The following is a 25,330-nucleotide window of genomic DNA, read 5'->3' as shown; positions in this document are numbered from 1 at the left end:
GTTGGATTTCATAAAGAATAGGGGAATGAAAATTGAAAATCTTAACTCACTATGAAGACTTGGTAGGTAAAACAGTTTCTTTTGTACACGCAGCGCAGTTTGCTAAAGCCATCACAATTGCCACTACCAACAACGAAGTGATTGTGATTGACAGAGAGATTGATGAGTTTGGAGAAGAAGGGAATGTTCGAGTCTACCCGGAGCACATAGTGCTGGAATATATCAAAAAAGAGGATAATCGATACATTCGGAATAGTCTTGCTGAATATGCTGGGTTTGATATTGAAGAATATAACAAGCAGAAGAAAGAAGAAGAAGAAAGAAAAAGAGCTGAATGGCGAGATAAGCAAGAAAAGAGAGATAGAGAAGAGTATGAGAGGTTGAAACAGAAGTTTAATTCTTAATGATATTTGAATTTCATAAACAAAGCAAATAGTTACATAGAAATTAAAAAACTTATAAAAGGAGTTTTACATATATGCAAACTAAAGAGTTAAAGGTGCTGCTTCAGCAAAATTTCAACAAGCTGTCTCAAGATGCCACCAAATTGTTTGAGGTGGATGTGGACAAAGACGAACTCTGGAATCTATATCTTGACAGTTTCCCAAAAGGAACAAATGAAATTTTCCGTGAACGAAGAGAATACGATTGTAGTTGCTGTAGACAGTTTATCAAAAATATTGGAAACGCAGTGTTTATTAAAGACAATCAGGTCACTACTATTTGGGATTTTGAGACCAACGAAACAAAGTTCCAACCAGTACTTAACGCACTTTCAACCTTGATTAGGTCTCATGATGTTTCTGATGTATATGTAACCAAGTTTAAGAAAATCGGCACAGATAAGAATTTTGAAAAAACAAATACAAAGATCATTGAATGGGATCACCTATACATGGAATTGCCAGAAGAATTCTTTGATCGTAGTAGCAAATCAGAAGCAGAGATTAAAGGAGTATACAGAGATACACGCAATGTATTTAAACGATCCCTTGAAGAAATCAGTGCAGACAGTTTACTTACAGTTTTAGAGCTCATTTCTCAGAATTCCTTGTATAAGGGTGAGGAGTGGAAAGGAGTACTAACTGAATTCCTAAAGCACAAAAAGGTATATGACTTACTAAGCTCCAATCAGGAAAAAAATAATTATGCATGGGAACAATCCGTTAAAGTTGGTGGTGCTATCGGGCGCATCAGGAACCACAGTATTGGTACTCTACTCATCAATGTTAGTGAAGGCTTGGATTTGGACACGGCTGTAAAAAAATATGAAGTGATTGTAGCACCTCAAAACTACAAGCGGAGCAAGCCGATTTTCACTCAAAGAATGCTTGATGATGCTCGTAAAACCATTGAACAGCTTGGATACTTAAATTCATTGGGTCGCAGACACGCAACTTTAGATGATATTACAGTGAACAACATCCTTTTCTCTAACAAAGACTCAGCGAATCGTATTCAGGGCGCTGCCAATGTTTTCGATAAGATGTCAAAAGATATTGGTATTAATCCTAAGAGCTTTTCACGAGTAGAAGAAATTTCCATTGATAGTTTTATCGAGCATATCCTTCCCACAACTAGTGAGATGGAAGTGTTTCTGGAAAATAAGCATTCTGGAAATATGGTATCACTTATTGGTCCCGAAGACAGCAGCGCAGAGTCAATGTTTAAATGGGACAATGCTTTTAGTTGGGCCTATTCTGGTAATATTACCGATAGCGCACTGAAGGAACGAGTAAAATCAGCAGGTGGCAATGTAGAAGGTGTACTCAGATTTTCTATTCAATGGAATGACGAACAATATGACGAAAATGATTTGGACGCTCATTGTTATGAGCCTGATGGTAATCTACTTTATTATGGCGAAAAGAATAATAGATATACTACGGGACAGCTAGATGTTGACATTATCAATCCGCGTAGGGGTGTTCCAGCAGTTGAGAATATTACTTGGACAAATAAAGACAGGATGCAAGAAGGAACATATAAATTCTTAGTTCATAACTTTTCACATCGCGGAGGGAAGACAGGTTTCAAAGCAGAGATTGAATTTGATGGACAAATTTATTCCTTCGACTACAATCAAGAATTGAGAAACGGTGAGAAAGTTGAAGTAGCAGAAGTTAATTTTAGTCGAGACACAGGGTTTACTCTTAAGGAAAAATTGCCTTCAAGTGCATCATCTAAGGATGTATGGGGAGTAAAGACTAATCAATTTGTTCCAGTAAGTGTTGTCTCATATTCACCTAACTACTGGAATCAACAACAAGGAATTGGACATAAGCATTATATGTTTTTCCTAAAGGACTGCACTAATACAGAGTCACCATCTGGATTTTATAATGAATTCTTGGTAGAGGAATTGATGCAGCACAGAAGAGTTCTTGAGGCACTGGGAAGTAAGTTATCTATTAAATCTGTGGAGGATCAGTTGTCGGGGATTGGATTCAGTTCGACTAGACGCAATGATCTACTGGTTAAAGTAAAGGGACAAACTGAGAGAATTCTTAAAGTGAAATTTTAATAACCAATATTAAGGAGAGATTAACTATGACAACAGAAAACATTTTTGAAATTGCAACAAAAACTAAGATTCGATTCGCGTTTAAAGGTTTGATAAGTACAGAGGATCTGTGGGATTTGAGTGTTGAAAACCTAGATTCAATTTTCAAAACACTTAATTCTCAACTTAAACAAGTAAAGGAAGAAAGCTTATTAAACACTAAAACTAAAGAGGATAAAGAACTTGACGTAAAAATTGAACTAGTAAAGTATATTGTTTCAACTAAACTTGCAGAGAAAGAAGCGCAATTAAAGGCAAAAGCTCAAAAAGAACAAAAACAGAAGATCCAAGAAATCTTGTTCACTAAACAAAATCAAGAATTGGAAAACAAGTCCGTTGAAGAGCTACAAGCAATGCTTGGTCAATTAGATAAATAACCATTGAGGGTTGGGGAGTGACAAGTGAATAATATGACTTTGCTTGTTGCTCCTGTTCCTGTAAAGGAAGAGTTTCATTTGGACGTTCAAAGATGGGGAGAGATCATGCTCAAAAAGTTGATTAACATATCATTAATTGCAGGTATTGTCACTCTTATTCTCACATACTCAATTTTAGCAACAAAGGTAAGCGAGGAATGTGAAGATGAAGGAGGCATGTGGATAACCAAAGTAGAAAGTGGTATCAATAACACAAAACAAATGTGCATTAAAAAATGATAAAAATATAATTTTACTAAAATATTTGAAGGGGAGATATAAGAATGAATAACTATGAATACAAGGGTAAAGATTACTCTTATCTAAAAGATACATATGTAGAGATCAGTCGAAGTGACAACGAGTACAATGAAGGGTTAAGTGCAAAGGTGTTAGAAGTAAAAGCTGATTGCTTACGAGTATATGTTGATGAAAACGGAGAAGAGTTTTGGACAGATGTAGATTCTGTGTGGCATGAATAATGGTTAGAACTCATCAAAATTTTATTGAACGAATAGACATTGAACAAGAGAGACTTCGAAGACAAAGAACATTGTTAGAACAAGCAGCCAACAATCCTCAGTTGTTTTTTGAGAAAGCTTCTGAAGTTATCAGCAGAAAGGATTCACTTTTCAAGATCATGAGCGTCTACGAAGATGGACAGAGAAAGATGGATGCACATGATTTTACAGAATACATAGGTACGTTAATGGATTCATTTTTCAAACAAGAATTAAACGACAAGAATGTAACTGTAAAAACTGCCTCATCATCTTCACTATATTGCGTAATGATGGACGATGTTCAACTTGTACATTTTAATCCATATGAGAAGTTTTATGGTCAACGAAGTTATCGTAGCATTCAGCAGTTGCAAGAAGACTATGATAATACTTTAAATCGACTCAACAATGAAGCAAGTGAAGTAAATAGTAAACTTGAAGGTATGAGGGCAGCTAAAGAAGCTACATATAAATGGATTATTCAGTTTTACATGAAGAAGGATAAAAGTATTTCAAGAAAGTTGTACCTATGTGCGAAAGATACACTTATCTATACCTTCAGAATGAAACAGGTCAATGAAGGGATCGATAAGAAAATTAAGAAATACGAGCGACAACTAGAAGAATTCAAGAAAAGAAAAGATGCTCACATAAAGTGTGGGACAGGAATAGAGTTGCTGGAGCTAAGGTTGCAAGCAGCAGACGTTGTATCGGATGTATTTAAGAAATATGGATACAGACATGAAACAGAAAACTATAAGCTCTACTAAAGGAGAAATTTAATTGAAAAATATTATTGCTAGTTATGCCCTTTTTGTTGGGTTGGTTGCAATGAATCGTCTTGCCAAACCTGTACTTGAATCTTATCCTTCACATGCTTTTGAATTATCAGCAATGTATGGTGCAACCACTTTTCTATTATGGATGATTGCTTTCAAGTACATCAATAAAAGGTTTAAATGAAACTGCTCTTTCATCAAGAAATACAGATCAAAAAAGCCAGTAAACACAAGGGTTTTGGAACTGCTGATTAACTAATTTCTGAGGAGTGATTGATTTGAGAAAAGTATATATCAAAATCATCAACAAACAAACAGGATTGGTAGACAAGTGGTTAACGAATAACTGGATGAATGATAATGAGAATATTACATTACCTGAAAAATTCAAAATAGTAATTCAATAAATTGTTGAAAGGTGTGATTTTGCCATAGCATGGGAACAAAAGCAACCAAAAATTCCGTTTGAATCATACGACAATACATATTCAAAGTTAGCAAAGATAAACGGGATTGAGAACATTGACGAGTTCCTTAACCCACTTTCTAATGTAGTGCACAGTCCATATCTGCTGAAAAATATTGATAAATTAGTTGAACGGATTGTTAAAGCAATTGAGAACGATGAAAAGATTGTGATTTATGCAGACGTGGATTTTGATGGAATTTCTTCGACAGTAATACTATATAAAATCTTAATGAAGTTTACAGATAACGTTGAGATTAAGTATGTGGAAAGAAGTCGAGGACACGGTTCGGGGCTAATTATTGACCAGATAGAAGATGATACAGACTTATACATAGCAGTAGACAGTAGTAGTAACGATGTAAAACCATTAAAAGTTCTGACTGAAAAAGGAATTGATTGTCTTGTTATTGACCATCACTCAGTTGATGTAGAAAATCCTTATTGTATCTTAGTGAATCCTCAACAGCCAGATTGCGAGTATCCAAATAAGAATGCTTCGGGTGGGTTGCTGGTATATAAGGTGTGCCAAGTAATAGATGATTATATGGATACTCGATACTCGCTTGAGTTGAGTGATCTGCCGGGATTCGCTTTAATGGCAGATGTTATGTGCATGAAGGAAATGGAGAATAGATATTTTGCAAAAGTGTCACTGAAAGGTTTACGACATGAAGGTATGAAGTTATTGTTTGAAGCAATGAATTCAGACTTGAAGAATCTTACCTCAACAGACTTCTTGTATGGTGCTAGTCCAGCAGTAACCGCAGCAACAAGAGCTGATAATATAAAATTGGGAATAGACTTTCTGATGTGTGATAAAGCTGTACCAGAAACTAAGGGATACGTCAAAGAACTAATCAAACTAAATGAACATCGTAAACTTGTTCAATCAGAAGCCACTGAAGCAATGAAGACAGGGCTTTGTGAGACCGACAAGGTGATTATAGTTTTTGATCCCACTGTTGGAAGAGGATTAAATGGCCTAGTGGCACAAGAGATTTCGAAGAAGTATAATAGACCAGCAATTGTGTTAGGTTTTGGAGATGACGAAGATACATATTCGGGAAGCTTCAGGGGATTAGAAGATTTTTCGATGCTGGAATTATTGAAGACTTGTGAGAATGTGATTTATGCCGCAGGACATGATGGCGCAGGTGGTGTGGGTGTATCAATAACTCATCTTGAATTGCTTCGACTTGAACTCAACTCCAAACTTCGAGATTTTGTACCTGATGACACTATTTATTACGATTTAGAATTTAGTGCTGATAGCGTTAATGAAAATCTAATCAACTATATTACAGAGTTTTATCGGTACTCAGGCAATAACTTTAAGCCCGGAACATTCTTAATCAAAGACTTGTTCATCTCAGACAAGAAATTGATGGGTAAGACCAATAACACAGTAAAGATTGATTGTGGAAAATTACAATTGATGAAGTTTAAAACAGACGAAGAGTATTACAACAGTGTGCCAGTATTCACAGAAGTTGAAGCTGTAGGTTCATTGAATATGAACATCTGGACTCAGTATCGACCAAGGAAGAAAGTCATCAAAACGTGTCAACTGTTCATCGAGGATTACAGAGAAATTACTAAACAATAAAATAATACATATACGAATGGAGAAATATACATATGAAATTTTACGGAATCGCAACTAACAGCAACAATCAAAACGTGGTGATCGATAATTTGCCAACTGATTATCTTGGTGCAGTTAATGCAGCCAAACAACAGGCAACTAAAAAGGGCCTCACTTTTCAATATGTTAAGCCAGCAGAAAATGGTCGGAAGGAAGGATCTGTGTTGACTAAATTTAAGAAACAACGTACTCAACGCAAATCTATTAAACGGTAATATACATATGATCAATAATAAAGTAAGAATCAAAATCTCGGAACATGCGAGAGTACGCTGTGAACAAAGTAATGTTGGAGTGGGATATCTCATTAAGATGATATCCTCCATTCCAAATGTTCAAGGAAAGCTTAGATGGATGACTGAAAAAGGTGTAATTGTGATTGAGCGTGTGAATGAGGGATTGATTCTAGTTCGTACATTTATTGCTCGATTTAAATATCGGGGTAAGAGATATCGTAAAGGATGTACAACTTTTTAATACATAGATAGGTGAATAAAATGGACAATGAAACACAAGAGTTTCTTTTTGGTAGAGTCGTATTTAGTAGGCCAGCAGTTTACGAGAAACCGGAATACATAGTTAGATTTATTGAGAGACATAAAGAGTTTGATAGGATGAACAAGTTTTATGATTTGAGGGATAGATTAATGAAAAGACGGATTAGGACAATTAACTTGTAGAATAAATGTCTTTATAAATGAACTGTTTCATCAAAATCGTAAATAGAGGGCGAGAAATGAGAATTATCAATTTATCAACCGGGGAAATTGAGATAATTAAAGATGATGAAGAATTAATTGGCTTGGTTAAAGACCATATGGGAACCGACATGTCATCAATAATTAGTGAGCTAATCGGAAAATCAGAGTACAACAAAATGAAGTTAGAAAGTGACCTATTAAGTTACGAGTCCAGTCTAGAAGATAGTAGAGGAGCTTTTATTGAAATGCGTGAAGAATTATTGAAGATTTCTTCTGAAGTGAAAAAGTCAAGAATTAATAAAAGACAAATACTTGAGCAACTTAATCAGATTAATTTCATTGTTTCTGAATATATATAAAAGAGGGTGTTTTTTTGAAGAGTCCTATTAAATGGGTTGGTGGTAAGAGAACCGAGATAAAATACTTTGAGAAATACATTCCACAATTTGAGACATATGTTGAACCATTCGTAGGGGGTGGTGCACTTTTTTGGAATCTCATGCCTGAAAAAGCGATAATAAATGACATAAATGAAGACCTGATTAATTTCTACAATGTACTTGCAACCAAAAAACATGAACTACTTCAAATATTAAATTCTTACGTAAATACAAGAGAGTTTTACAGTATGATTGTAAACAAATTAAATAATGGCGATTACAAGAATAACATTGAGCAAGCTGCTATTTTCTACTATATTAATAAAACATGTTTTAGTGGGAAGTGGAGAGTTAATTCTTCTGGAAAATTCAATAACACATATGGATCGTATAAAAACAATAGCTTTCAAACCATAGCAGAAGATTGCGAAAAAGTTCTTGAAACAACAGAGATTTACAATGAGGATTTTAAGATAATATTTGATAAGGTTCAATTCAACAAAGAAACATTTGTGTTTTTAGACCCCCCTTATCTTGATTGTGATGCAATGTATACGGCAGACCAAAAATTTGACGATATTTACAAATACATAGTTTACTTTATGAATTACACGAATTGTAAGGTGATGCTTGTAGTAAAATCAAATGACTATCTAGAGAAATTATTCAACAATAGAATTGTAGATAGATACCGGATTAATTACCGTCATAATTCGACAAGTAAAAAGATGTATGATCACCTAATAATAACAAATTATTAATTTTTCACAGAGGATGAAAAGTAAATACAAAATACAAATTATTGTTTTAGTGAAATAGTGGTTTCACAGAGATATTGGAGGTTTTAGAATTGAAAGAATGCAAGTGTAAGTGGTGTAGAGATTATGGATCAAAATGTGAATTTTGCATCAACTATAAAGATAATCAAACACATGGATATTTAGAAGGCGAAGGAATGTGCATGGTAAAAACATATGATTATTGGGTTGAGATGCAAGATGAAGCGTGTGAGAAGTTTGTATGTGATAGCACTATCAAAAAGTAGAGGAGAGATAATATGCCAAATTATTTGAATGATAAGAACGAAAAGAGTGTTTACTTGTATGTTTGCGGTGGCGATTACGCTGCAATCGAATTCGTACGAAATTACAATCCTCAAGAAGTATATGAGGAAATGTGTAGTAGCGGAGAAACTCTCAGAGTTATTGACGAAGATGATTATATTGAATTGAGGATTGTAGAGTTTAAACAAGTAGACAGTACATTTGTAGATTGGATTAAAGATAACTTGTGTGATTATGATCAACTGAAGGCTAGGGACATTATTGAGGTACAGCCAGTACAGTCTACATAGGGTTTTAGTCGGAGAGGAGATACATATATGGATGAATTGATTGAAAAGATCGTCGAAGAGATTGATATTTCACTTAACTATTACAAAGAATCAGATCCGGTGGCATACGAAGGTGAAATTCTTGGGTTACAAGAAGCACTAGATATCATTCACGATCAGTTAGAAATTAGCAAACGTACATAGAGGAGAATTTAAAAATGTTGATTATTGATTTGGAGAACGAAGAGAAGACTTTTACTGAAGTAGGCGAAGCAGTAGAATTTTGCGAGAAAGAGTTTGGATATAAGGGTTCTATGTGGGATGCAGTTAAACATAAGTGCAATCTAAATCAACTTTGTGAACTACTTCGTGAAGATGAGATTTGTGCTTGGATTCATCCATAAAAATATTAGGAGTGATTTAGATTTATGATGATTTTTCTGTCAATTTTATTCTTTGCTTTAAATCTGTATATGATCTTTAAAGGCCCACTGTTCTCAGAGACGGGTAAGAAGCTAAAACTACTTGAAATTTCAGAAGTAGAAGGGAAAAGAGCAGACAGTGAATATAAGAGTAAAGCGATTGATGGCTTTATGAAGGATGGCTGCTTGCCGCTAATTATGGCTTTATTGTTGACTATTGTTGAAGTGATTTATTTGGTTGTTGCTATTGAATCTGATCCAGTTAAGGTTCCAACACTGCTTGCTATCCTGTTCTTCATCTTTACATGGATTCAAGCATCACTTAAGAAAAAAGTTAAAGATATGACCGATTCAGAAATTGTTATTGAGAAAGCGAAACTTCAAAGCAGTAAAAGTGTGACGTTTAGCAGCGTGTTAAAGGCCATTGTGTGGACTGCATATTTTGGCTACATGACTTACATTTTAGTATTTTAAGTGAAAGATATATTTGATCATAAAAGGAGAATACATATGATAACAACATTTGATAAGTTTGTTCGTGAAGGAAAGCAAACAAACAATGAATTGGTACAAGGCATGTATAGAAGTTTTCTAGGCGTAGACTTGGATATTGATCAATTATGGGAATTTGGAGAATCAATTAAAGAAAATGAGATTCAAGCCGGGGATTTGCTATATTTTGAAATGAACGAAACAGAGAAACGAGTTGCAATAGCAAATGCTGATTCGAAATTTGTTCATTTTACTAATGAAGGAATGAAGGAGTCAACGCTAAACAATGACTATTGGGATGCTCGTTTCATTGGAACCCGTAGAGTAGGAGGCAGCCAAAGTGAATGAAAGCTCAGTAAACAGAAGAAATCAAACTATTCCCAGTAAACCACCAAAAGAGTTTAGAGCAGAATACAATGCTGTAAAGAACTACATGCATAATGAATTAGGAATCACTAAAGATGATATTCTGCAAATCATAAAAGAAACTGTCCAAACAGAGATTAGCAAAGTAAACAAGATTGCTTATATTGAACGAACGATTGAAGATGTTGTTAAACAAGAACTTTACGGCTCATTTAGAAGCGATTATTGGTCAAGAGATGCGTTCAAACAGCGAGTGTCTAAAGTATTGACTGACAATTTGGCTGATATTGTTGCAAGTCAATTATCTATCAGTGTTGAAGTTAACAAAGAAGGCTGATAAAAGTGAGATTTTATCAAGAATATTGGAGGATGTAAATATGACAGAAGAAGAAATCAAAATTGATGAATTATGGGATCGATACTATGATCTAGAGGACACTATCAGGTCATATGAACGTCGAATCGAAGAGACAGAAGAAGATCTGGATGCGATTAAAAAAGAACTCGAAGACTTAGGGGAAGCAGTCTAAACTCATAACACTAATTATAAGGGAGATACATACATGAATAAACAAAATGAAAATAACTTTTCCTACCATTCACCAAAAGAGGGCCAGCCTCAAAAGTATGAGCAGATTCGCAAGACAGCAAAGGAACTGGCATATATGCTAGAAGAATCAGTCCCAAATAGTCGTGAGAAATCCTTGGCAATGACAAATCTTGAACAGGCTGTATTCTGGGCTAATGCTGGAATAGCTCGTAACGAATAGGAGGAATTTATATGAGACTCTTTGACGAAGAAACTTACGAATATCTGCTTCTTGAAATGATGAACGCCGAAGATGTTGCTTTGAATGGAGAAGAGGCAGATACAATCGTGACACAACATGAGGAATTACCTTCTCCAGATATCATTGCGGAACAAGTAAGGCGCGCAGGATTTGACACATTTGAAGTCACGCATGTTAAAGAAACAGTTAAACGATATCAACTATAGGAGAATAATAATTTGAAAAATCCATTCAACAAGAATAAAGATGGTAAATATGTTGTAGACATACATACTTTTCAGGCATTGAACGGATATTTATATAGCCCAAATCCAGAAGATAAAGATCGTGAGAGATTACTTAAAGGACATAGATATTATATGCAAATGCAAAATGACTATCCTGAGTATGAAACAGTTCCATTAATACTTAGAAACTTTGGAGAAGACATAATCATTGACCTTCATATGAATGGATATGTACTAGATGTATGGGGAAACCGATAAGACTATGAGATGCACATTTCAAAGAGAGTGGGTTGATTTTATTGGAATTGAAAAAATTTGAGGAATCTGAAGTATGGGACATCATTGAACGCAATCATGATTCTGTCATCATTATTGATGATAGAATAGCAAGTAAAGGGTTTTACGAAGTTCATGACGTTGATTTTGGACTTGATGGCATCATGTACACTTGCACCTATAGGAAACATGTATCTGAACACATCAAAGATAGAGATATTATTTATATGCCTAGAGCACTTGAAGAGCAGCCTCATTCTATCAATACAGAAGAAGAAGCTCATTTCATTTGGAGGGAGCTCATGAAAAAAGAAATAACTCATATTTCAAAAGAAGAAATTTCTCTGATTGTTGATTTGCAATACAAATACTTAGTTTGTATTGGACTTGTGGATTAACTCTTTGAAATGCTCACAACTCAAGAAAGGAGCAAGCTTAAATTAATAGAAAATATGAAGATTTCCATGAACATAGAGGTCAAGTCGCCTATAAAAAATGTTCAAAGTGTTTTTGTTGGTTTGAAATGAATAGAGAAAATTTTTATGAGAATAAGTCAAACAAGATAAATGGGCTTTATCCAGAGTGTAAAACTTGTACTAAATCAAGAACTACTAAATGGAGGAATGATAATCTAAATAAACATAAACTACATATTAAGAAATACCGGGCCTCAGAAAAAGGAAATAAAACGAAGAATCGCTTAGACAAGGAATATCGTGATAGTGGGAAATACAGAAAATGGTGCAATAATCACAAAGAATCGCTAAAAGGTTACCACAATGAAAGAGCAGAGCGTAAGAACCATACTATTTCTGAAGAAGAGTGGACTGCATGTAAAATTCATTTCGGGTATTGCTGTGCTTATTGTAGTATGAGTATTGAAGATCAGCACCATAATTTTAGTAAAGACTTTTCAAGAGATCATGTTGATGATAACGGTGCTAACGATCTCAGCAATTGTGTTCCATCGTGTACAAGTTGTAATTCTAGAAAATGGAAGCATGATATGTTGGAGTGGTACACAAAGCAAGAATTTTTCTCAGAATATAAATTAGGCTGTATTTATTCTTGGCTTTCATTTGATTATCAAAAATACATAAAAGTTTCTTAGTAAATTGTACCTTTGATTAAGAAATAAATAATATACAATAAACGAGGAGATGAACATTATAGCTACATACGGACAGCAAGCATGGGGATCTGTAGATATCCATAATCCAGTTACTATCACAGCAAGCAACAATACATTTACATTTAGTGTGGACGGTACTCCTTATACCATTACTATGCCGAACGGTACATACAATACTATCAGAGAAAAGCATGAATCAGAATTGGTTCAGGCGATTACAACAGCAGCTTCTTCCTTAAGCATTCCAGTCGTATTTAGGATGGGCGGTATGCACTACGATCAGAAGTACAATGTACTAATTATTGAACACACAGACAAAGTGAATGAGCACGTATTGGATAACTTTACCGGGAGCGCAAACGATACATTGTTTGGTATTATTAAATTCAACTTACCACCACGAGACTGATTTACAATTAAGAATAAAAATACATATTGACTTAATTAGTATATTGGATTAAACTGATAATACAAACAACAAAGAAGAGGTGTTGAAGATGAATAGAAATACTCGGCTTCAAAAGTCACTAGATACGTTATACAAAAGTTTGGAGGCTTTGAATATGGCTATTGATCGACAACATCTCGCTCAAAAGGCTGATGACATCGATCAGTCAGTAAAAGAATTCTTTGAAGTAAAGACTTTCTTGGCAATGCAAAAAATGAAAGAGAATAGTAAGGAGTGGAGAAGCAATTCAACTAAACGAAGCAACACTTAGTTTGTCTAGAGTGCTGATCGAATGTTTTAAAGATGACATTGGCACAGATAATGAACGCTTATTACATGAAGATACTTATGTTAGCAAGACAATGAAAAAGAAAATAGGAAGAAAGCAATTCGATGAGTTTGATAAGTATGGTGAAGAGGTGTGGAGTAATGCTTGGAATGAGTTTAGTCGAGTAGTATTCCACACCAGAGATAGTAAGTGACTACAATACATAGAAGGTGAAAAATGTATTCTAAATATGGATGGCGATTTGAGAAACATTGCTACGACAGAGGAACCTTTCTTATTGGTATGAATTTTAACACCAATGATGAATGGGGCGACAATGAAAGAGAGTCGTACGTCAATATCTATCTCGGTAGATACAGTTTAATTATTGGTAAATTTCATTATAGAGTTGATTGAGTTCTGGGACGATTAACTCAAGGAGGTGATGATAGTGCAGTATAATGTATATTTGCAACACGACTTTGGAGAGCAGTATGAAGATTTAGAATTTTGCGTGCATGTAGACGAGGAAGATTGTTATGAAATGGCAGGAGATAGTCCAGTTACAACTCATGTGATGAAACAGGTTGCAGTTGAATACGCAATGACTAGATTCTTTAAACAAAATCATGTTTTGAACATTGGAGACAGAATTATGGTTGTAGAAGTTGAAGAGATGTACACATAAATAATACATATGATTTAATGAAATAATTCTTTTAAACAGATATAGACATTCGAAAGTGAGGATTTTAATGCCCCGATTAGTAAACAAACCGAATAACAGGCAACTAGCTTTTGATGAAAATAGAATTAATACATATGCAGATAGAGTTTTAAGTGGTTTTGAATTAGACAAGGTAAAGTTGATCAAAGGTGTTAGTAGTAAACTAAGACGTGACGAGGTAACAGCAGAAGAGATTAGTGAAGCATTTTCAATGACTGCGCTCGACTTAATTACAAAAGAGGAGCCTAACTGGAAGTTTGTTGCTGCAAGAGGACTGCTGACTAAACTCTATAAAAAGGCCGCAAACAATCGAAAATATAAGTCATATGTTGATGAGCCATACGGTTCATTTTATCCTCTGATTCAGTCATTGGTCGAGAAAGGAATCTTCAGAGAAGAGCTTTTATCCTGTTACACAAAGGAACAGATTGAAGAGTTGGGAGAGTACATTAACCCAGAGCATGATCTGTTGTTCGATTATATTGGATTGCTAACACTAACGGAGCGATATCTTACTCATGACTTTGATGGAAAGCTAATGGAGCTACCACAACAAAGATATATGGTTATTGCAATGTATTTAATGCATCAAGAACCTGAAGATAAACGTATGGATTTAGTCAAAGAATCCTACTGGGCAATGAGTAACCTGTATATGACTGCTGCTACACCAACAATGTCCAATGCTGGTAAAAAAGTTGCTGGTCAATTGTCTAGCTGCTTCATTGACACTGTAGATGACTCGCTGGAAGGCATTTTTGATTCAAATACTGATGTAGCACGACTAAGTAAAACAGGTGGAGGAATCGGAGTCTATCTTGGCAAAGTTAGAGCAAGGGGCTCTGATATTCGTGGACACAAAAATACGAGCTCGGGAGTAGTTCCTTGGATTCGCCAGTTGAATAATACAGCGGTTAGTGTAGATCAACTCGGTACACGCAAAGGTGCGATTGCGGTGTATTTAGATGTATTCCATCGTGATATTCTAGCCTTTCTTGATCTGAAACTCAACAATGGTGATGAGCGAATGAGAGCGCACGATATCTTCCATGGTATCTGCCTTCCCGACTTATTCATGGAAAGAGTTGAGAGTCGAGGAGAATGGAGCTTGTTCTGTCCACACGAAGTAAGGTCTATTATGGGATGGAAAGATAGTGATGGGCGACCACTTGGATTGGAAGACTTCTATGACGAGGAAATGGGCAAAGGAACCTTCAGAGAAAAATATGAAGAAGCAGTAAATCATCCTCTGCTACAGCGGATCACTGTTCAGGCAATTGATATTATGAAGCGTGTGATGAAATCTCAATTAGAGACTGGAACACCGTATATGTTCTATCGTGATACAGTGAATCGTGCAAACACTAACGGTGTACATGGAATGATATTTTCCTCAAATCTTTGCACAGAGATTATGCAGAATCAATCTCCTACTGTAGTTGAAAAAGAAGAGTTAGTAACTAAAGATGGTCAAACTCGTATCATTATTTCAAAAATTCCCGGCGACTTTGTAGTATGCAATCTCAACTCCATTAACTTGTCTACAGCAGTACCAGATAATGTTCTTGAGCGACTTGTCCCAATTCAAACTCGAATGTTGGATAATGTGATTGACATTAACAATATTGATGTACTGCAAGCCCAATACACGAATGCACAGTATAGAGCTGTTGGATTAGGAACGTTTGGACTTCACCACCTGCTTGCTCTCGAAGGCATTCATTGGGAGTCTGAAGAAGCTGTAATGTATAACGATAATCTGTATGAAAAGATTAACTATCTACTTGTTAAAGCAAGTATGGATCTGTCCAAAGAAAAAGGACGCTATCCAAAATTTAAAGGCTCTGATTGGGACACAGGAGAGTACTTTGTTAAGCGAGACTATGTGTCAGGTGATCGTGAAGGGCAATATGTAACTACTGAACAGTGGAAAGAACTGCAATCTGAAGTACAGCATAACGGCATCCGCAATGCTTGGTTGTTTGCCATTGCCCCAAATGGATCTACATCAATTATTGCTGGCTCAACCGCATCGATTGATCCACTATATGAATTAATTTCATATGAAGAAAAGACCACATATAAAATCGCAAATCCAGCTCCAGATCTGTCCGAAAGAACAAGCCCTTATTACCAAACGGCGTTCACGGTGGATCAACATGCTTCTGTTAATATGGCGGCTGCCCGTCAACGTCACGTCGATCAGGGGCAAAGCTTCAACTTTTATGTTCGACCAGATATCAAAGCAACTGATTTCTTAGAGCTTCATCTTCATGCATGGAGGACTGGTATGAAAACTACCTATTATGTTAGAAGTAGAGCTTTAACAGTTTAAGGCTTCGAGTCATGCGTTAGTTAAATATAAGGAGAATACGTAATTGAAAATTCAGAAAATCTTCAACACGGAAGCACCAAACAAATCTACGCGAATTATTGAGGGGGAGAATTCGGGTATCCTTAACTGGAACGATATCCGAATGCCTCACATGTATAAACTTTACAAAGTTTTGCTGCTTAATCATTGGATTGCAGATGAAATTCCTATGTCTAAAGACGCTTCACAGTTTGCTCAACTTAGTAAAGTGGAACAGGATACATTTAAAATTAACATTTCGCTGCTTGCGGTATTGGACTCGATGCAAACAATGTTTGTTGGCGATGTTAAAAGGTATTTTACAGACTCATCGTTGGAAGCAATCTCTGCAATCATTGGACAGCAAGAAGTAGTACATAACCAGTCTTATTCCTATGTACTTTCCTCAATTGTATCTGATCAAGAACAGAAAGAAATCTTTGAGTACTGGAAACACGATCCTGTGTTGCTAGAGCGGAACCAATTCATCTCAGACATTTATCAGGAGTTCCGTGACGACCCTAATCCACAAACGTTCTTTAAATCAATGGTGGCAGATTTGATTCTTGAAGGTATTTTCTTCTATACAACGTTTGCATTTTTCTATAATCTGGCTCGTGACCAAAAAATGATGGCAACATCTCAAATGATATCCTATATTATGCGAGATGAAAATCAACACTGTTACTTTTTCGCAGAGGTGTTTAAACAGTTACTGATCGACTTTCCTGAGCTTAACACACCAGACAATATTGAATATATCTATAAAACAATTGATAAGGCTGTTCAACTTGAGGCTAATTGGGGGTACTACACACTCAAGGAGATTGAAAGTATCGATCTAAATGAACTAAGCGACTACATCAAATACACAGCAAATAAAAGACTTACCTTGATGGGCATGGAAAAAGCATATGAAGGTGTAGATGTGAATTGTATGCCATGGATTAAGCCATTTTCAGATGAAGCTTTAAACTCAACAAAAACTGATTTCTTTGAAGCAAAATCTCGTAACTATGGTAAGGTTGGCGATGATAACGGATTTGATGATTTGTAAAAGGGAGATAGATACATAATAATGCAAAATTCAATTAATATTAAAACTGATTTCATGAAAGTACGAGAGTTTCAAAAAGCATTTAACTGTCCAGCACCAGAAACACCTACAGCATTAGATGATAAGTTGGTTACAAATAGAGCCAATTTTATCATGGAAGAAGTGGTTGAGTTACTCTATGCATCTTCTGATGGAGACAAAGATAAATTTCGTGAATTCACAAATAATCTAATCAGTTCAATTTATGATACATACGATAAGCAACTAACCAAACCATTTCCCGAAGATCGACTAATTGGACAAGTTGATGCTCTGATTGACATCAAATACTTTGCCGAAGGTGGACTTGTAGAAGCATCGGTTATTCCTGATGAGATTTTTAACATTGTACATTGTGCCAACATGCAAAAGCTGTTCCCAGATGGAAAGCCACACTATAATACAGTTGGTAAAGTAATTAAGCCTGATGGATGGGAAGCCCCAGAACCAAAGATTGAGAAAGAAATCAAGCGTCAAATTGATTTGGGAACACTGCGATTTAACTAATACATATGGGCGGTGGTTAATCCACTGCCTTTTCATTTGAACATTAGGAGAAACAGCAAAAGACAACATAAAAAAATATAAGGAGAATTTACAATGATGAGATACACGTTTGCATATGAGGTTTTGTCCGACAAGTCAAGTTCAGAGTTCAGCCAAGAGGCTACAAGTAAGGAGGAAGCTGCTGAACTTATCGTTGCTCGTATTGCAGATCTGGAGTTTACAGATGAGTCAGATATCAAGTTGGGCAAAGTTATCGCAATCAGCAAGAAAGTCGGTGACAATTATATTGCTTGCGAAGGGTGTGCATCTTAAGTGAAAAACTATATCGATTTATTGCAGGATATTCTGAACAGCGGCGTACATAAAGGAGACCGCACAGGAACAGGAACACAATCTGTATTTGGCAGACAACTCCGTTATGATCTCTCCGAAGGATTTCCGCTGGTAACAACCAAACGAATTCATCTTAAATCGGTTATTCATGAACTGTTGTGGTTCTTGAGCGGTGATACAAATATCGCTTATCTGAAGGAAAACGGTGTGAAGATCTGGGATGATTGGGTTGATGAGAACGGTGATCTTGGCCCAGTATATGGATCGCAATGGCGCACATGGGAAGTACCTAATGGAGAGAAAATTGATCAGATCGCCGCAGTCATTGATTCGATCAAAAATAATCCGGATTCACGGCGTCACCTTGTCAGCGCATGGAATGTGGCTGAGATCAACAATATGAAGCTTCCACCTTGTCATTTTGCATTTCAGTTTTACGTTGCAGAGGGTAAATTATCATGTATGCTTACGATGCGTTCCGTGGATACGTTCCTCGGATTGCCGTTTAACATCGCGAGTTATGCGCTCTTGACTCATATGATCGCCCAGCAATGTGATCTTGAGGTAGGTGATTTCATCTGGTCTGGAGGGGATGTTCACATCTACTCTAACCATGTTGATCAGGTTAAAACTCAGATGGAGCGTGAACCTTATGCTTTACCTAAGCTGGTAATCAAGCGTAAGCCGGATTCTATTTTTGATTATAAGTTTGAAGATTTCGAATTTGAGAACTATCAGCATCATCCGGGCATTAAAGCTCCAATTGCAGTATGAGTAAACTTTCGATAATTGTTGCAACCGATAAGAATGGTCTGATTGGGAATGATGGTAAGTTACCTTGGCTTATACCTTGGGATTTGAAGTACTTCAAAGATATGACAGTTGGTAAAAATGTAATCATGGGAAGAAAGACTTATGAATCAATAGGTAGGGCGCTTCCTAGACGGACAAATATCATTTTGACCACCAAAGAGAATTATCAAGCTGAAGATTGTATTGTTGTTAATAATATTGACGAAGTGATTAAGATAGCAAATGAATCCATTGTAGACTCATTCGCTATAGGCGGCTCCTCAGTCTACGAACAGTTTATTTCTCATGTTGAAGATATGTACATAAATGAGATTCAATCTGAATTCGAGGGGGACGTATATTTCCCAACTTATGATGAGAATGAATGGAATGTTGCTGAAGAGCGACTAATTGAAACTAATGAAGGCGAAAGATGTTACAAAATAAAAGTTAAATATATTCGAAATAATAAGAATAGATATATGTACAAATAAAATAATGTGTGATAAGATAAGTACAGGTTAAAGAGCCTGTACTTTTTTTATTTAAGGAGATGGGATATGAGAGGAGAATTGATCAGTATAAATGAAAGTATTGCTGCTACTGCCAACAGTGTTACTAGTTGTAATTATCAGAAATCACAAACATTGGGTCACGCATGAGAAGATTAAAGATATTGTTACGTTGAATTTTTGGAGGCATATTTTCTATGCTACAGCATTATCATTTATAGGTTTTAACGTTATAACGTCATTAACAAGTTCAAATGATACCACTACAACAATCATCAGTTTGCCAATTGTTTACATCTACAGCATATTGTTTAGTCCTTTAATAGAGGAACTAATATGTAGAAAATTTATGTTTGGATGGTTAGATAAAAAACTTGGATTCATAGTTGCAGCTTTAGTTAGCTCATTGGTTTTCGCAATTCCTCACTTTAATTTTTCATTAGTTTTAGGGTACATTTGGCTGGGACTTGTATGGTCGTGGCATTACAAGAAAAGTGAAAATATATTAGTAACAATAGTGAGTCATTCAATTTATAACTACATAACAATCTTATTGATGTCGATGGGAGGATAGTAAATACATATGATCAACAAATTGATTCAATATCTGTTTTGGAGTAGAGCGTTTGAGGGAATCAGAGAAGCGCACAAGAAAATGTGCTATGAGTTAGGTAGATATGATGAAGAACAAGAATACTGTTACACATACATAGATGAAAAGTATCAAAAATAAAATAATAAGAGGTAAAATACATATGAAAATCAAAAGTGTTGTTATCGATAAATATTCAGAGCTTTACCCTCTGAGCTTTATGAAATGCGAATCATTTGGTGAAGTGGAGTACAAAATCGAAAGAAGTATTGCTTTAGGTCAAACGATCAAGAGAACTGAAAATGAAAGACACGTTCAGTACTATCACAACTGTTTCATTCTTAAAGGTAACGTTGTAGTGGACATGTACAAGAACTTGAGTAAATGCGTTGATGTTAGGAAATCGGTTAAGAACGCTTATGATTGGAAAGCTGGAAAGGCTATTGTTTAAGTGAAAGCCGTCTTTCATCAAAATATATACTGCACATAACAATGAACTACCAACACAAAAAGGAGATGATTAACATGGAATATCCTAAAACTATTGAACTCTCTACTCACGGCTTCGAAAGAATGCAGGAAAGATTCCCTGAATACAGCAAAAAACAAAAAGATGGCTACTGATTATGTCAGATCACTACTGAAAAGCTCTGAATACATTGGAATTGTACCAGATCAATTTGGAGTTGATTCGCACATGTACGTTTTCAATCATACAGTTGCTATCCATATTGGATTAGATCCTGTGAAAATTACTACAGTGTATCCAATCGAAAGAGATATTGAAAAAGAACATAAGAAGATTACGTTTCGTGACAGAGTTGAAGAGTTATACAAAAAAGAGTTCAGAAAAATACATAGAACAGAACTGGCAAAACGTAAGAAGATTAAATATTCCAAAGCTAAAAATGAAGCTGAGATTGCCGCACTTAAATACAAACAACTCATTACACGTTCTGAGAATGTAAAAGAGATGTGTGCAAAAAGAATTAAAGAATTACAAAACGAGATCCTTCATGAAGAAAACATAATCAAGGATGTTCAAGTATTAAAGAGAAGTGTAGCCTATGCCATAGCTACAGGAAATTACTAGAGGTGAAAATATGAATTTACTACAAGCAGCTCAGTACAGTGCACATGGATTCACAGTGATATCAAACTCTGGTAAACGTTATTCCTCAGACATGTTAAATGTGAAATGGATTGGTTCACACTTTGCTTCAGTGAACAATTGTGGAATGACTGAATCTGAACGTAAGGGTGAATGGGAAGCTGTAATTAGTTTAAAAAATAAGTCCAAGAAAATCTAATTTTATCGGAAAAATAAAGGAGGAAAAATGCTATGAGCAAGCAAGAAGAGATTAAGCAAGTGTTGGCGGCAGCGAGTATAGAACATGAATGGGATACAGACGGAACATTCGTCCAGTGGAAAGATGGTCATGTACTAAAAGGAAACTATCGACAAATCGCAATTACTCAGGCACATACTCCAGAAGTATTTAATAATCCCAATCATGATAATGATGCACATTTCATCGCCAAAGCTCCTGAATATATCAGATGGCTACTTAAAGAAAATGAACAACTTGAAAGGCAGAATCAAGACTTGGACACATGGGCCACAGAAGGGTTTGAGGAAAATCAAAAACTTGTAATTGAAATTGTTCGACTCCGCAATGAGTTTGAAGAAGCACAACGTAGCAAAGACACAATGTCAAACTACCTCAACGAATTGATGCATAACACATCAAATATGGTTGTTGCTTCACAGATTTACAACGTACTGCGTGAGGCTGTGGGACGAGATGACTATAATCCAGTTATGCAAAAAGGAGAGAATAAACATGAATAATTTTGCAATTGCTTGTGATTTTGAAGAGGGTAAGACAGAGTTTCTTCGTGAAGAATATGGGCCAGATTGTTACACAGATGATATCGGGTGTGCAATCGTTTATGACGAACGTAGTGCAATTCGGGAACTGATTGATGATGAGTATCCTATCAAATTGAATTATGACGTTGACGGTGGAATTGAAGGTTACGAACGGATAGAGTTATGAGTCAATTATAAGTTTAAGTAAGGAGTGATAATTCTATGTTCATAGATCCATTCAAAGACATGTTTAAAATCAAGGCATATACGAAATGGTATCACTACTTTTGGATGATGCCGCTTGTAAGTTTATATTTCTTTATCTTCTTCATTTTACCGTTCCTAGTGATTGGCTTACCCATTAGAATAATTGATAATTTACAAAGCAAGAGAAAACGAAAATAAGAGAAAGAGGAAAAACATGAGAATTAATCAGAAACACTTCAACTATGCTTTTAAACCTATAGCTAAAGTTTCACGAAAAACTAAAAAGTATATGCGGAAATACTCCGATTGGTTAGTGGTTGATATAGAGCAAATAGATCCAAACCTACTCTTATTTGACCTTCCAGATTGCAAAGAGTGCGAAGGAAAACGCCGTGTGGAGTATGGATATCCTTTTGATCCATGGAACTCATTTGATTGCCCGGAATGCGAAGGTACTGGTAAATATGGTTGGGAATATGACAAAGATGGCAGCAGGGTGCGTATGAGAGAGTTTGTTAAACCAAGTAATAATGCAATCAGATTAAGCCGAAGAAAGCCTAATTAAAGGAGGAGTAATAGATGAATCAGTATCTTGTGTGCTTCAAGACAAAGACTGAGCGCGAAGTCGGTCTAATAATTAAAATAGATGTCACATTTAAAAGACCGAATAATCCATCAGATGATGAAGTGATCATTGACTATTTAAAGGTTAATCATGGTGAAACCATTGACTATGAAACCTTACAGTATCATGTATTGAGTGATGTTATACATATTGATGAAGACTATTGTGTAGAAACTTAATCGAATTAAAATCTAAAAAGGGGCTGGAGATATAAAAATGAAAGTGATCGATGCGGACAAGTTGGTCAATTGGATTATTAGTGAGCGAGATAAATTGGACTTAGAAGGCCAATCAGCACTGTATACAGTTTTGAATGAGATTGTAAGTGGAACTTTTGATTTAACCAATCGTTATATTGGAATTGACGACAGTGATGGTAAAAAAATGTGCGAAGGCAGCATTATAAAAATCACCTTTGACACAAACTACATAGATAAAGATTTCTACATTGGAGTGATTGAGTACGGAGGAAAGCGAGACTATCCTGCATTTGACTTGGAACCATGGATAGATTGCGGAATGAATGCACTTAGCTGGCTCAAAAGCGAGAGTGACCCATCTGTAATCAAGTATGAGGTTATCGGAAACATCAAAGATAATCCTGAACTGCTGGAGGATAAATAATGAATCAGACAAGAACAGAGCTAGAGACTGGACAATCACTGTGGATCAATAGTTCAAGTTTTTATAAGACAGAACCCGGAGTAGATGAATACATTATTGAGAAGATCAATAAGACAAGTGTCTATGTAATGAAGAAAGAAGGACAATATTTATTGCGTCTTAATAGGAAAACATTGACTGCTTCAGAAATGCCGTTCTTCTATAAGGCGTATCTTAGTGCAAGTCAATACTGGCTAACAGTAGAAAGAACAAAACAAAAAGAAGAATTGTTAAAAAGTTTAAGTTCCAGATTAAAACTGATGAGTCTTGAAGAGCTCCTAGAGTTTAAAGAACAAGTAAACAATTTGTCTGTGAAAGTCTAGTTTTAAATAGAAATAAATTGGGGGAAGGCTAATGCTAAGAATTAAAGAAGATTACTTCAGAAATATTATAAATAGCATTAAAGATAGGACATTGAATTTTGATACTGAGGGTGGATGTGCATGTGGACGACTGGAGATTAAATTAAGCGATCATTTATATTTAAGTGTGTATCGAAGTTGTCGTAAATCGAATTCAACTCCAGATGATAAATTGTGGAACATTGAGAGTGTGGAGTTCTACGATAAACCATTTGATGAATTTGAAGAAGACTATCCCACTTCAGTTAAAATGAAACTTGACAAAGAACAAGAATACATACTGATAGATGCTTTAAGAGCAGTAACAGAAGAAGATTGGGGAGAAGAAAATAGATGAGCTACCTACAGATGACAATGAATCAACTTTCGAATATTTTGCATAATGTTTCACAACATCCCAGTGAGAAAGGGTGCAATGACGCTCTAAACAGTATTAAGCAGATCCTTAAAGATTACAATTATGCTGGTGGAGAAGTAAGTATTCAAGATTACAGAGACAGAAACTAAATGGAGGCAAAGATGAAATATCATATAACGCCAAAGCAAGCTAAAGAAATAACAGAAGAACGATTTTACTCTTTCTTTAACGACATTGTGTCTCGTAAAGACTGGGCTAATTATCACCATAGAAAGATGGATATTGGTAAGATGATCGACTATTTGGATGAAGTAACAATTGGCAAAAGTATTATAGATGGGAAATGGAATGTGTGTACTTTTCTTACTGATGGGCATTACGAAGGACAAGAATTAGTTGATGCACTATGGGAAGCCATGAAAGATGAAATAAGGGAGAGTTAATAATAGAATCAAAAAAATGCACCAGATGCAACAATATAAAGAGCTTGGATGAATTTTATTCGCAAAACAGAGCGTCAGTGTCTAAGGGGAATTATATTTATCATTATCCAGAATGTAAGGAATGTACTAAGGCCAGAAGTTACAAGTGGCAATTGGATAATCCAGCAAGAAAAAAAGAAATTAGAAGTAAATATGTCGATAAACCTGAGACCAAATTATTAAACAGGGAACAACAACGAAGATCGCTGAAGAAAGGAACGAGAAAAAAATGGTATCAGAAAAACAAAGACAGGTCTTTACAATACCATCAAAACCGAGAAGTTAAAAAGCACGATATATCCGAAGAAGAATGGTGGGAATGTCGTAGGTATTTCAACTTCAGATGCGCCTACTGTGGTAAGACATGGGAGGATCAATTTATAGAACATCGCAAAGATTTTTGTAAAGATCATTTCATAAATGAAGGTGTTAACGATATCACTAATTGTGTACCAGCATGTACAAACTGCAACAGTTCTAAAAATAGTTTCACATTTGAGGATTGGTATGCGAAATACAACGAACATTATTCAATTAAAAGAGTACTGAAAATACATAAATGGATAGAGTCGGATGTTTATAGCCTACTGCAAAAATCTAAATGAATTACCTGTTTTACACAGAAAGGAGGTCAATC

At 35.5% G+C, this 25,330-nt stretch carries 45 protein-coding genes; all 45 read left to right on the top strand.

The window, feature by feature from the left end; all coding sequences use genetic code 11:
* The first annotated feature begins 32 nt into the window (after nucleotides 1–32).
* The 45 genes from ACETMN_RS21260 to ACETMN_RS21040 all read left to right on the top strand — a co-directional run bounded on the left by ACETMN_RS21260 (nucleotide 33) and on the right by ACETMN_RS21040 (nucleotide 25,298).
* A complete protein-coding gene (locus ACETMN_RS21260; protein ID WP_091020658.1) occupies nucleotides 33–404 on the top strand; it encodes a hypothetical protein in 372 nt (123 codons plus the stop codon).
* A gap of 74 nt (nucleotides 405–478) precedes the next feature.
* On the top strand, nucleotides 479–2,524 hold the full coding sequence (locus tag ACETMN_RS21255) for a hypothetical protein (protein WP_411735089.1): 2,046 nt from the start codon (nucleotides 479–481) through the stop codon (nucleotides 2,522–2,524).
* Nucleotides 2,525–2,550: 26 nt separating this feature from the next.
* Nucleotides 2,551–2,940, top strand: a complete 390-nt coding sequence (locus ACETMN_RS21250; protein WP_411735088.1) for a hypothetical protein — start codon at nucleotides 2,551–2,553, stop codon at nucleotides 2,938–2,940.
* 24 nt (nucleotides 2,941–2,964) lie between these two features.
* Nucleotides 2,965–3,219, top strand: coding sequence for a hypothetical protein (locus tag ACETMN_RS21245; RefSeq protein ID WP_411735087.1), 255 nt, complete (start codon nucleotides 2,965–2,967; stop codon nucleotides 3,217–3,219).
* Nucleotides 3,220–3,263: 44 nt separating this feature from the next.
* Nucleotides 3,264–3,461, top strand: coding sequence for a hypothetical protein (locus ACETMN_RS21240; RefSeq protein ID WP_091020664.1), 198 nt, complete (start codon nucleotides 3,264–3,266; stop codon nucleotides 3,459–3,461).
* Entirely contained in the window at nucleotides 3,461–4,252 is a 792-nt protein-coding gene (locus ACETMN_RS21235; protein WP_411735086.1) for a hypothetical protein, read from the top strand. Before ACETMN_RS21240 ends, ACETMN_RS21235 begins: the two co-directional genes overlap by 1 nt.
* A gap of 13 nt (nucleotides 4,253–4,265) precedes the next feature.
* Nucleotides 4,266–4,445, top strand: coding sequence for a hypothetical protein (locus tag ACETMN_RS21230; protein ID WP_411735085.1), 180 nt, complete (start codon nucleotides 4,266–4,268; stop codon nucleotides 4,443–4,445).
* A gap of 370 nt (nucleotides 4,446–4,815) precedes the next feature.
* Complete coding sequence (locus ACETMN_RS21225; protein ID WP_411735084.1) at nucleotides 4,816–6,336, top strand: DHH family phosphoesterase; 1,521 nt, start codon at nucleotides 4,816–4,818, stop codon at nucleotides 6,334–6,336.
* Nucleotides 6,337–6,368: 32 nt separating this feature from the next.
* On the top strand, nucleotides 6,369–6,590 hold the full coding sequence (locus tag ACETMN_RS21220; RefSeq protein WP_091020671.1) for a hypothetical protein: 222 nt from the start codon (nucleotides 6,369–6,371) through the stop codon (nucleotides 6,588–6,590).
* 521 nt (nucleotides 6,591–7,111) lie between these two features.
* Nucleotides 7,112–7,435, top strand: a complete 324-nt coding sequence (locus ACETMN_RS21215; protein ID WP_091020676.1) for a hypothetical protein — start codon at nucleotides 7,112–7,114, stop codon at nucleotides 7,433–7,435.
* Between the two features lie 14 nt (nucleotides 7,436–7,449).
* Nucleotides 7,450–8,217: a DNA adenine methylase gene (locus tag ACETMN_RS21210; RefSeq protein WP_179198686.1), complete on the top strand. Its 768-nt coding sequence runs from the start codon at nucleotides 7,450–7,452 to the stop codon at nucleotides 8,215–8,217.
* A 296-nt stretch (nucleotides 8,218–8,513) separates the two neighbouring features.
* Nucleotides 8,514–8,810: a hypothetical protein gene (locus ACETMN_RS21205; RefSeq protein ID WP_411735083.1), complete on the top strand. Its 297-nt coding sequence runs from the start codon at nucleotides 8,514–8,516 to the stop codon at nucleotides 8,808–8,810.
* A 27-nt stretch (nucleotides 8,811–8,837) separates the two neighbouring features.
* Nucleotides 8,838–8,993 carry a hypothetical protein gene (locus ACETMN_RS21200; RefSeq protein ID WP_411735082.1) on the top strand — a complete coding sequence of 52 codons (156 nt, stop codon included), beginning with the start codon at nucleotides 8,838–8,840 and terminating at the stop codon, nucleotides 8,991–8,993.
* Between the two features lie 14 nt (nucleotides 8,994–9,007).
* The gene (locus tag ACETMN_RS21195; protein WP_411735081.1) at nucleotides 9,008–9,193 is read left to right on the top strand and encodes a hypothetical protein; all 186 of its coding nucleotides are present in this window, start codon (nucleotides 9,008–9,010) and stop codon (nucleotides 9,191–9,193) included.
* Between the two features lie 24 nt (nucleotides 9,194–9,217).
* Nucleotides 9,218–9,685 (top strand): hypothetical protein, encoded by a 468-nt coding sequence (locus ACETMN_RS21190; protein ID WP_411735080.1) that lies wholly within the window; start codon nucleotides 9,218–9,220, stop codon nucleotides 9,683–9,685.
* Nucleotides 9,686–9,721: 36 nt separating this feature from the next.
* Entirely contained in the window at nucleotides 9,722–10,051 is a 330-nt protein-coding gene (locus ACETMN_RS21185; RefSeq protein ID WP_411735079.1) for a C40 family peptidase, read from the top strand.
* Nucleotides 10,044–10,406, top strand: coding sequence for a hypothetical protein (locus ACETMN_RS21180; protein WP_411735078.1), 363 nt, complete (start codon nucleotides 10,044–10,046; stop codon nucleotides 10,404–10,406). Before ACETMN_RS21185 ends, ACETMN_RS21180 begins: the two co-directional genes overlap by 8 nt.
* Nucleotides 10,407–10,446: 40 nt before the next feature.
* Entirely contained in the window at nucleotides 10,447–10,599 is a 153-nt protein-coding gene (locus ACETMN_RS21175; protein WP_179198358.1) for a hypothetical protein, read from the top strand.
* A gap of 33 nt (nucleotides 10,600–10,632) precedes the next feature.
* Nucleotides 10,633–10,839: a hypothetical protein gene (locus tag ACETMN_RS21170; protein ID WP_091011787.1), complete on the top strand. Its 207-nt coding sequence runs from the start codon at nucleotides 10,633–10,635 to the stop codon at nucleotides 10,837–10,839.
* An 11-nt stretch (nucleotides 10,840–10,850) separates the two neighbouring features.
* On the top strand, nucleotides 10,851–11,066 hold the full coding sequence (locus ACETMN_RS21165) for a hypothetical protein (RefSeq protein ID WP_091011789.1): 216 nt from the start codon (nucleotides 10,851–10,853) through the stop codon (nucleotides 11,064–11,066).
* Between the two features lie 12 nt (nucleotides 11,067–11,078).
* The gene (locus tag ACETMN_RS21160; protein WP_091011791.1) at nucleotides 11,079–11,345 is read left to right on the top strand and encodes a hypothetical protein; all 267 of its coding nucleotides are present in this window, start codon (nucleotides 11,079–11,081) and stop codon (nucleotides 11,343–11,345) included.
* Nucleotides 11,346–11,386: 41 nt separating this feature from the next.
* On the top strand, nucleotides 11,387–11,761 hold the full coding sequence (locus ACETMN_RS21155) for a hypothetical protein (protein WP_411735077.1): 375 nt from the start codon (nucleotides 11,387–11,389) through the stop codon (nucleotides 11,759–11,761).
* A gap of 125 nt (nucleotides 11,762–11,886) precedes the next feature.
* Complete coding sequence (locus tag ACETMN_RS21150; protein WP_091011795.1) at nucleotides 11,887–12,474, top strand: HNH endonuclease; 588 nt, start codon at nucleotides 11,887–11,889, stop codon at nucleotides 12,472–12,474.
* Between the two features lie 49 nt (nucleotides 12,475–12,523).
* Entirely contained in the window at nucleotides 12,524–12,904 is a 381-nt protein-coding gene (locus tag ACETMN_RS21145; RefSeq protein ID WP_091011797.1) for a hypothetical protein, read from the top strand.
* Between the two features lie 154 nt (nucleotides 12,905–13,058).
* Nucleotides 13,059–13,214 carry a hypothetical protein gene (locus ACETMN_RS21140; RefSeq protein ID WP_179198359.1) on the top strand — a complete coding sequence of 52 codons (156 nt, stop codon included), beginning with the start codon at nucleotides 13,059–13,061 and terminating at the stop codon, nucleotides 13,212–13,214.
* A gap of 1 nt (nucleotide 13,215) precedes the next feature.
* The gene (locus ACETMN_RS21135; protein ID WP_091011801.1) at nucleotides 13,216–13,425 is read left to right on the top strand and encodes a hypothetical protein; all 210 of its coding nucleotides are present in this window, start codon (nucleotides 13,216–13,218) and stop codon (nucleotides 13,423–13,425) included.
* Nucleotides 13,426–13,662: 237 nt separating this feature from the next.
* Complete coding sequence (locus ACETMN_RS21130) at nucleotides 13,663–13,899, top strand: hypothetical protein (RefSeq protein WP_091011804.1); 237 nt, start codon at nucleotides 13,663–13,665, stop codon at nucleotides 13,897–13,899.
* Between the two features lie 67 nt (nucleotides 13,900–13,966).
* The gene (locus tag ACETMN_RS21125; RefSeq protein WP_411735076.1) at nucleotides 13,967–16,273 is read left to right on the top strand and encodes a ribonucleoside-diphosphate reductase subunit alpha; all 2,307 of its coding nucleotides are present in this window, start codon (nucleotides 13,967–13,969) and stop codon (nucleotides 16,271–16,273) included.
* 43 nt (nucleotides 16,274–16,316) lie between these two features.
* Complete coding sequence (locus tag ACETMN_RS21120; protein WP_411735075.1) at nucleotides 16,317–17,348, top strand: ribonucleotide-diphosphate reductase subunit beta; 1,032 nt, start codon at nucleotides 16,317–16,319, stop codon at nucleotides 17,346–17,348.
* Nucleotides 17,349–17,369: 21 nt separating this feature from the next.
* Nucleotides 17,370–17,894: an HAD family hydrolase gene (locus ACETMN_RS21115; protein ID WP_411735074.1), complete on the top strand. Its 525-nt coding sequence runs from the start codon at nucleotides 17,370–17,372 to the stop codon at nucleotides 17,892–17,894.
* Between the two features lie 93 nt (nucleotides 17,895–17,987).
* Nucleotides 17,988–18,206 (top strand): hypothetical protein, encoded by a 219-nt coding sequence (locus ACETMN_RS21110; RefSeq protein WP_411735073.1) that lies wholly within the window; start codon nucleotides 17,988–17,990, stop codon nucleotides 18,204–18,206.
* Nucleotides 18,207–19,001 carry a thymidylate synthase gene (thyA, locus tag ACETMN_RS21105; protein WP_411735072.1) on the top strand — a complete coding sequence of 265 codons (795 nt, stop codon included), beginning with the start codon at nucleotides 18,207–18,209 and terminating at the stop codon, nucleotides 18,999–19,001.
* A complete protein-coding gene (locus tag ACETMN_RS21100) occupies nucleotides 18,998–19,513 on the top strand; it encodes a dihydrofolate reductase (RefSeq protein ID WP_411735071.1) in 516 nt (171 codons plus the stop codon). The genes thyA and ACETMN_RS21100 overlap by 4 nt, the downstream gene beginning before the upstream one ends.
* Before the next feature lie 91 nt (nucleotides 19,514–19,604).
* The gene (locus ACETMN_RS21095; RefSeq protein ID WP_411735070.1) at nucleotides 19,605–20,105 is read left to right on the top strand and encodes a lysostaphin resistance A-like protein; all 501 of its coding nucleotides are present in this window, start codon (nucleotides 19,605–19,607) and stop codon (nucleotides 20,103–20,105) included.
* Between the two features lie 139 nt (nucleotides 20,106–20,244).
* On the top strand, nucleotides 20,245–20,574 hold the full coding sequence (locus tag ACETMN_RS21090) for a hypothetical protein (RefSeq protein ID WP_411735069.1): 330 nt from the start codon (nucleotides 20,245–20,247) through the stop codon (nucleotides 20,572–20,574).
* A gap of 162 nt (nucleotides 20,575–20,736) precedes the next feature.
* Nucleotides 20,737–21,216 (top strand): hypothetical protein, encoded by a 480-nt coding sequence (locus ACETMN_RS21085; RefSeq protein ID WP_091017680.1) that lies wholly within the window; start codon nucleotides 20,737–20,739, stop codon nucleotides 21,214–21,216.
* 249 nt (nucleotides 21,217–21,465) lie between these two features.
* On the top strand, nucleotides 21,466–21,975 hold the full coding sequence (locus ACETMN_RS21080) for a hypothetical protein (RefSeq protein WP_091017677.1): 510 nt from the start codon (nucleotides 21,466–21,468) through the stop codon (nucleotides 21,973–21,975).
* A complete protein-coding gene (locus ACETMN_RS21075) occupies nucleotides 21,968–22,183 on the top strand; it encodes a hypothetical protein (protein ID WP_091017675.1) in 216 nt (71 codons plus the stop codon). Before ACETMN_RS21080 ends, ACETMN_RS21075 begins: the two co-directional genes overlap by 8 nt.
* Before the next feature lie 234 nt (nucleotides 22,184–22,417).
* Nucleotides 22,418–22,768 carry a hypothetical protein gene (locus tag ACETMN_RS21070; RefSeq protein WP_179198562.1) on the top strand — a complete coding sequence of 117 codons (351 nt, stop codon included), beginning with the start codon at nucleotides 22,418–22,420 and terminating at the stop codon, nucleotides 22,766–22,768.
* 14 nt (nucleotides 22,769–22,782) lie between these two features.
* Nucleotides 22,783–23,007 (top strand): hypothetical protein, encoded by a 225-nt coding sequence (locus ACETMN_RS21065; protein WP_091017672.1) that lies wholly within the window; start codon nucleotides 22,783–22,785, stop codon nucleotides 23,005–23,007.
* Between the two features lie 37 nt (nucleotides 23,008–23,044).
* A complete protein-coding gene (locus ACETMN_RS21060) occupies nucleotides 23,045–23,452 on the top strand; it encodes a YopX family protein (RefSeq protein WP_091017671.1) in 408 nt (135 codons plus the stop codon).
* The gene (locus ACETMN_RS21055) at nucleotides 23,452–23,814 is read left to right on the top strand and encodes a hypothetical protein (RefSeq protein WP_091017669.1); all 363 of its coding nucleotides are present in this window, start codon (nucleotides 23,452–23,454) and stop codon (nucleotides 23,812–23,814) included. Before ACETMN_RS21060 ends, ACETMN_RS21055 begins: the two co-directional genes overlap by 1 nt.
* Nucleotides 23,815–23,845: 31 nt before the next feature.
* Nucleotides 23,846–24,190, top strand: coding sequence for a hypothetical protein (locus ACETMN_RS21050; RefSeq protein ID WP_091017667.1), 345 nt, complete (start codon nucleotides 23,846–23,848; stop codon nucleotides 24,188–24,190).
* A 182-nt stretch (nucleotides 24,191–24,372) separates the two neighbouring features.
* Nucleotides 24,373–24,654: a hypothetical protein gene (locus ACETMN_RS21045; RefSeq protein WP_091017782.1), complete on the top strand. Its 282-nt coding sequence runs from the start codon at nucleotides 24,373–24,375 to the stop codon at nucleotides 24,652–24,654.
* Nucleotides 24,655–24,698: 44 nt separating this feature from the next.
* Nucleotides 24,699–25,298: an HNH endonuclease gene (locus tag ACETMN_RS21040; RefSeq protein WP_411735068.1), complete on the top strand. Its 600-nt coding sequence runs from the start codon at nucleotides 24,699–24,701 to the stop codon at nucleotides 25,296–25,298.
* Nucleotides 25,299–25,330 lie beyond the last annotated feature (32 nt).

It is taken from the genome of Paenibacillus sp. M2 (assembly GCF_046713495.1).
Taxonomy (GTDB): Bacteria; Bacillota; Bacilli; order Paenibacillales; family Paenibacillaceae; genus Paenibacillus; species Paenibacillus amylolyticus_B.
This window is presented reverse-complemented; position numbering and strand designations above follow the sequence as displayed.

Coding starts and splice junctions, on each gene's coding strand:
- ACETMN_RS21255 (WP_411735089.1), top strand. CDS start 479: ATGCAAACTAAAGAGTTAAAGGTGCTGCTTCAGCAAAATTTCAACAAG.
- ACETMN_RS21250 (WP_411735088.1), top strand. CDS start 2,551: ATGACAACAGAAAACATTTTTGAAATTGCAACAAAAACTAAGATTCGA.
- ACETMN_RS21240 (WP_091020664.1), top strand. CDS start 3,264: ATGAATAACTATGAATACAAGGGTAAAGATTACTCTTATCTAAAAGAT.
- ACETMN_RS21235 (WP_411735086.1), top strand. CDS start 3,461: ATGGTTAGAACTCATCAAAATTTTATTGAACGAATAGACATTGAACAA.
- ACETMN_RS21220 (WP_091020671.1), top strand. CDS start 6,369: ATGAAATTTTACGGAATCGCAACTAACAGCAACAATCAAAACGTGGTG.
- ACETMN_RS21215 (WP_091020676.1), top strand. CDS start 7,112: ATGAGAATTATCAATTTATCAACCGGGGAAATTGAGATAATTAAAGAT.
- ACETMN_RS21205 (WP_411735083.1), top strand. CDS start 8,514: ATGCCAAATTATTTGAATGATAAGAACGAAAAGAGTGTTTACTTGTAT.
- ACETMN_RS21200 (WP_411735082.1), top strand. CDS start 8,838: ATGGATGAATTGATTGAAAAGATCGTCGAAGAGATTGATATTTCACTT.
- ACETMN_RS21195 (WP_411735081.1), top strand. CDS start 9,008: ATGTTGATTATTGATTTGGAGAACGAAGAGAAGACTTTTACTGAAGTA.
- ACETMN_RS21190 (WP_411735080.1), top strand. CDS start 9,218: ATGATGATTTTTCTGTCAATTTTATTCTTTGCTTTAAATCTGTATATG.
- ACETMN_RS21185 (WP_411735079.1), top strand. CDS start 9,722: ATGATAACAACATTTGATAAGTTTGTTCGTGAAGGAAAGCAAACAAAC.
- ACETMN_RS21175 (WP_179198358.1), top strand. CDS start 10,447: ATGACAGAAGAAGAAATCAAAATTGATGAATTATGGGATCGATACTAT.
- ACETMN_RS21170 (WP_091011787.1), top strand. CDS start 10,633: ATGAATAAACAAAATGAAAATAACTTTTCCTACCATTCACCAAAAGAG.
- ACETMN_RS21165 (WP_091011789.1), top strand. CDS start 10,851: ATGAGACTCTTTGACGAAGAAACTTACGAATATCTGCTTCTTGAAATG.
- ACETMN_RS21150 (WP_091011795.1), top strand. CDS start 11,887: ATGAATAGAGAAAATTTTTATGAGAATAAGTCAAACAAGATAAATGGG.
- ACETMN_RS21145 (WP_091011797.1), top strand. CDS start 12,524: ATGAACATTATAGCTACATACGGACAGCAAGCATGGGGATCTGTAGAT.
- ACETMN_RS21140 (WP_179198359.1), top strand. CDS start 13,059: ATGGCTATTGATCGACAACATCTCGCTCAAAAGGCTGATGACATCGAT.
- ACETMN_RS21125 (WP_411735076.1), top strand. CDS start 13,967: ATGCCCCGATTAGTAAACAAACCGAATAACAGGCAACTAGCTTTTGAT.
- ACETMN_RS21115 (WP_411735074.1), top strand. CDS start 17,370: ATGCAAAATTCAATTAATATTAAAACTGATTTCATGAAAGTACGAGAG.
- ACETMN_RS21110 (WP_411735073.1), top strand. CDS start 17,988: ATGATGAGATACACGTTTGCATATGAGGTTTTGTCCGACAAGTCAAGT.
- ACETMN_RS21100 (WP_411735071.1), top strand. CDS start 18,998: ATGAGTAAACTTTCGATAATTGTTGCAACCGATAAGAATGGTCTGATT.
- ACETMN_RS21095 (WP_411735070.1), top strand. CDS start 19,605: ATGAAAGTATTGCTGCTACTGCCAACAGTGTTACTAGTTGTAATTATC.
- ACETMN_RS21090 (WP_411735069.1), top strand. CDS start 20,245: ATGAAAAGTATCAAAAATAAAATAATAAGAGGTAAAATACATATGAAA.
- ACETMN_RS21085 (WP_091017680.1), top strand. CDS start 20,737: ATGGCTACTGATTATGTCAGATCACTACTGAAAAGCTCTGAATACATT.
- ACETMN_RS21080 (WP_091017677.1), top strand. CDS start 21,466: ATGAGCAAGCAAGAAGAGATTAAGCAAGTGTTGGCGGCAGCGAGTATA.
- ACETMN_RS21075 (WP_091017675.1), top strand. CDS start 21,968: ATGAATAATTTTGCAATTGCTTGTGATTTTGAAGAGGGTAAGACAGAG.
- ACETMN_RS21070 (WP_179198562.1), top strand. CDS start 22,418: ATGAGAATTAATCAGAAACACTTCAACTATGCTTTTAAACCTATAGCT.
- ACETMN_RS21065 (WP_091017672.1), top strand. CDS start 22,783: ATGAATCAGTATCTTGTGTGCTTCAAGACAAAGACTGAGCGCGAAGTC.
- ACETMN_RS21060 (WP_091017671.1), top strand. CDS start 23,045: ATGAAAGTGATCGATGCGGACAAGTTGGTCAATTGGATTATTAGTGAG.
- ACETMN_RS21055 (WP_091017669.1), top strand. CDS start 23,452: ATGAATCAGACAAGAACAGAGCTAGAGACTGGACAATCACTGTGGATC.
- ACETMN_RS21050 (WP_091017667.1), top strand. CDS start 23,846: ATGCTAAGAATTAAAGAAGATTACTTCAGAAATATTATAAATAGCATT.
- ACETMN_RS21045 (WP_091017782.1), top strand. CDS start 24,373: ATGAAATATCATATAACGCCAAAGCAAGCTAAAGAAATAACAGAAGAA.